We start from the raw sequence: 2,891 nt of genomic DNA on the forward strand, positions 1-2,891 counted from the left end.
AGCCAGGCCTTCTGCTGAGGAGTCAGCGCCGGCCTGGAAACGGCTGCGTCCGGGGAAGTCTCGCCGACGCCGTTGAGTTCGGAGACCACCGATGCCCACAGCGAGGCGAAGTCGGAACTGGGGTTAGCGGTCAACGGCGCGGCCCTCTGCGGTGGTTCGGCATCGGAGTGCAGAGTACTGCCACGAAGCTTGGCTATCCACACCGATATCCACAGCTGTGGAGAACGTGTGGGCGACGGCGGGTGTGTGGTCTGGCAGACCCTGCCGCGTCGCCATCCTTGGTTCGTGATCGGGAACCGTTCCGGCGCGAAACGGCATGGCCAGAAGCTAGCAGGTTTCGGCGCGGGTGACCACCACTTCTTGCAATGCAATTGCTCGACCGGAACGTAGAGACGCAGGATTGGATACGAATGTGACCATTGTGAAGTGTGGGCATCGGCGGCGAGGCTTTTCGAAGCGGTGCGGACCAGGTTTGACCGGCGCAAGCCGCATCAGTACCCTCTAACAGTCGCCCGAACGTCGGCGATACGGCTGCGACCGGTGACCTCGGGCCCGCGCCGGGCAGCGAGACGCAGAAGTTAACCAGGCTTATCAAATGCATCGTCTGCGGCAGGCCGAATGCCGCGCCGCGATGCGTAATGCAGCAAGGAGAGTGTGCCGTGGCCAAGGGCAAACGGACCTTCCAGCCCAACAACCGACGCCGGGCACGGGTACACGGTTTCCGGCTGCGGATGCGTACCCGCGCGGGACGGGCCATCGTCTCCGGCCGGCGCCGCAAAGGCCGGCGCGCGCTGACTGCTTGAGCACGGACAGCCGACCGGTGCTCCCCGCGCGGCATCGAATGCGGCGGCCCGCCGACTTCCGTGCGACGGTCCGATGCGGACGTCGGGCCGCACAATCCGACATCGTCGTCCATAGCCGGACGGTGCACGTGACTGCGGCCGGGATCACCCCTGAACCGGTGGTGGGCCTGATTATCGCCAAGTCGGTCGGATCTGCGGTGCAGCGGCATCGGGTCGCGCGGCGGCTGCGGCACGTTGCCGGCGGCCTCCTTGCCGAGCTGGAGCCAACCGAGCAGGTGGTGATCCGCGCGCTCCCGGGCAGTAGTCGGGTGCCATCTGCGGTGCTGCAACGGCAGCTGCGGGCCGGTCTGCGGGCAACCCGGCGCTCGGCAGGTGCGACTCGATGAGGATGCGACGACGGGCGACGGGCGGCTGGCGCCGCTGGCCGGCGCAGGCAGTGATCTTCGTCGTCGAGATCTACCGGCAGACGATCTCGCCGCTGCGCCCGCCCAGCTGCCGGTTCATACCCACCTGCAGCCGGTACGCGGTGGATGCCCTGGCCGAGTACGGGCTGATCCGCGGGGGCTTTTTGAGTGCGGTCCGGCTGGCGAAGTGCGGTCCCTGGCATCCCGGCGGATGGGATCCGATCCCGCAGCGCGCAGCTCAGCGGGCCGCCTCGTGCGAGAAGCTAGTGGAAAGTAGGCCCGGTGTTTAACCCGTTAAGTCTCGACTACGTCTACTACCCGGTGTCGTGGATCATGTTGTTCTGGTACAAGGCGTTCGCCTGGATGCTGGGTCCGACCAACTTCTTCGCCTGGGCGCTGGCGGTCGTCTTCCTGGTGTTCAGCCTGCGGGCGCTGCTGTTCAAGCCGTTCGTGAAACAGATCCGCACCACCCGCAAGATGCAGGAGCTACAGCCGCAGATCAAGGCACTGCAGAAGCAGTACAGCAAGGACCGTCAACGGATGGCGCTGGAGATGCAGAAGCTACAGCGTGAGCACGACTTCAACCCGGTGCTGGGCTGCCTGCCGATGCTGGCGCAGGTACCGGTCTTCCTCGGTCTGTACCACGTGCTGCGGTCGTTCAACCGGACTACCGGCGGGTTCGGTCAGCCGCATCTGTCGATCGCCGAGAACCGGGTCACCGGAAACTACGGCTTCAGCCCCGCCGACGTCGGGCACTTCTTGGATGCGAACCTGTTCGGTGCACCGATCGGCGCCTTCATGACCCAGCGCACCGGGCTGGAGGCGTTCACCGTTTTCAGTCAACCGGCGGTCATCGCGGTCGGCCTGCCGGTGATGATCCTGGCCGGCATCGCGACGTACTTCAACAGCCGCGCGTCGATCGCGCGGCAGAGCCCGGAGGCGGCCGCCAACCCGCAGACCGCGATGATGAACAAGCTGGCGCTGTACGTCTTCCCGCTCGGCGTCGTGGTCGGCGGGCCGTTCCTGCCGCTGGCGATCATCTTCTACTGGTTTTCCAACAACATCTGGACGTTCGGCCAGCAACACTACGTCTTCGACAAGATCGCCAAAGAGGACGAGGCCAAGAAAGACGAAGTGCTGCGCCGGCGGGCGGCCAACGCCCCGGCGCCGGGAGCCAAGCCGAAGCGACCGGCCAAGGCGCCGGTGGGGGATGCGGCGGCGGACGTCGAACCGGAGTCGGTGGCCGTGGAGCGGTCGGACGACGCCGGCACCGAGGGACCCGGCGCGCGTGCGGTCAATCCCAACCCAGGGACACGGCCGCGGGGGACGCGGCCCGGTGGCAAGCCGAAACGGCGGAAGCGATGACCCGCCGCATGAGCGCGAGATAGTCGGCGAGAGTAGGGAGACGGAAGATGACGGACGCGGAGCACCCGCAGCAAAGCGACAGCGACCTGGAGAGCGCGGCACCCGATGCCGGCGAGACGCTGGAGGACCGACTGGTCGCCGAGGGGGAGATCGCCGGGGATTACCTGGAGGAGCTGCTCGACCTGCTCGACTTCGACGGTGACATCGACCTGGACGTCGAGGGGCGTCGTGCGGTGGTGAGCATCGACGGTGGTGAGGACCTCACCAAATTGGTCGGCCGCACGGGCGAGGTTCTCGACGCGCTCCAGGAGCTGACCCG

4 protein-coding genes and 1 pseudogene are annotated in these 2,891 nt (G+C 66.8%); all 5 read left to right on the top strand.

The genetic code is table 11. The annotated features are described in order from the left end of the window. Positions 1–659: 659 nt before the first annotated feature. Positions 660–803: a 50S ribosomal protein L34 gene (rpmH, locus tag AC2VNT_RS04105; RefSeq protein ID WP_068111553.1), complete on the top strand. Its 144-nt coding sequence runs from the start codon at positions 660–662 to the stop codon at positions 801–803. Positions 804–820: 17 nt separating this feature from the next. Then, positions 821–1,189 (top strand): ribonuclease P protein component, encoded by a 369-nt coding sequence (gene rnpA / locus AC2VNT_RS04110; RefSeq protein ID WP_486945640.1) that lies wholly within the window; start codon positions 821–823, stop codon positions 1,187–1,189. A gap of 2 nt (positions 1,190–1,191) precedes the next feature. Beyond that, positions 1,192–1,497, top strand: coding sequence for a membrane protein insertion efficiency factor YidD (gene yidD, locus AC2VNT_RS04115; protein WP_486945641.1), 306 nt, complete (start codon positions 1,192–1,194; stop codon positions 1,495–1,497). Between the two features lie 43 nt (positions 1,498–1,540). Then, positions 1,541–2,572 carry a membrane protein insertase YidC gene (gene yidC, locus AC2VNT_RS04120; protein ID WP_486945642.1) on the top strand — a complete coding sequence of 344 codons (1,032 nt, stop codon included), beginning with the start codon at positions 1,541–1,543 and terminating at the stop codon, positions 2,570–2,572. A gap of 47 nt (positions 2,573–2,619) precedes the next feature. Next, a pseudogene (locus AC2VNT_RS04125) lies at positions 2,620–2,891 on the top strand (single-stranded DNA-binding protein); the annotation flags it as partial.

It is taken from the genome of Mycobacterium sp. TH-M15 (assembly GCF_057473705.1).

Bases quoted from the DNA above. Each gene is read 5' to 3' on its own strand.
- yidC (WP_486945642.1), top strand. From the start codon at position 1,541: ATGTTGTTCTGGTACAAGGCGTTCGCCTGGATGCTGGGTCCGACCAAC.
- yidD (WP_486945641.1), top strand. From the start codon at position 1,192: ATGCGACGACGGGCGACGGGCGGCTGGCGCCGCTGGCCGGCGCAGGCA.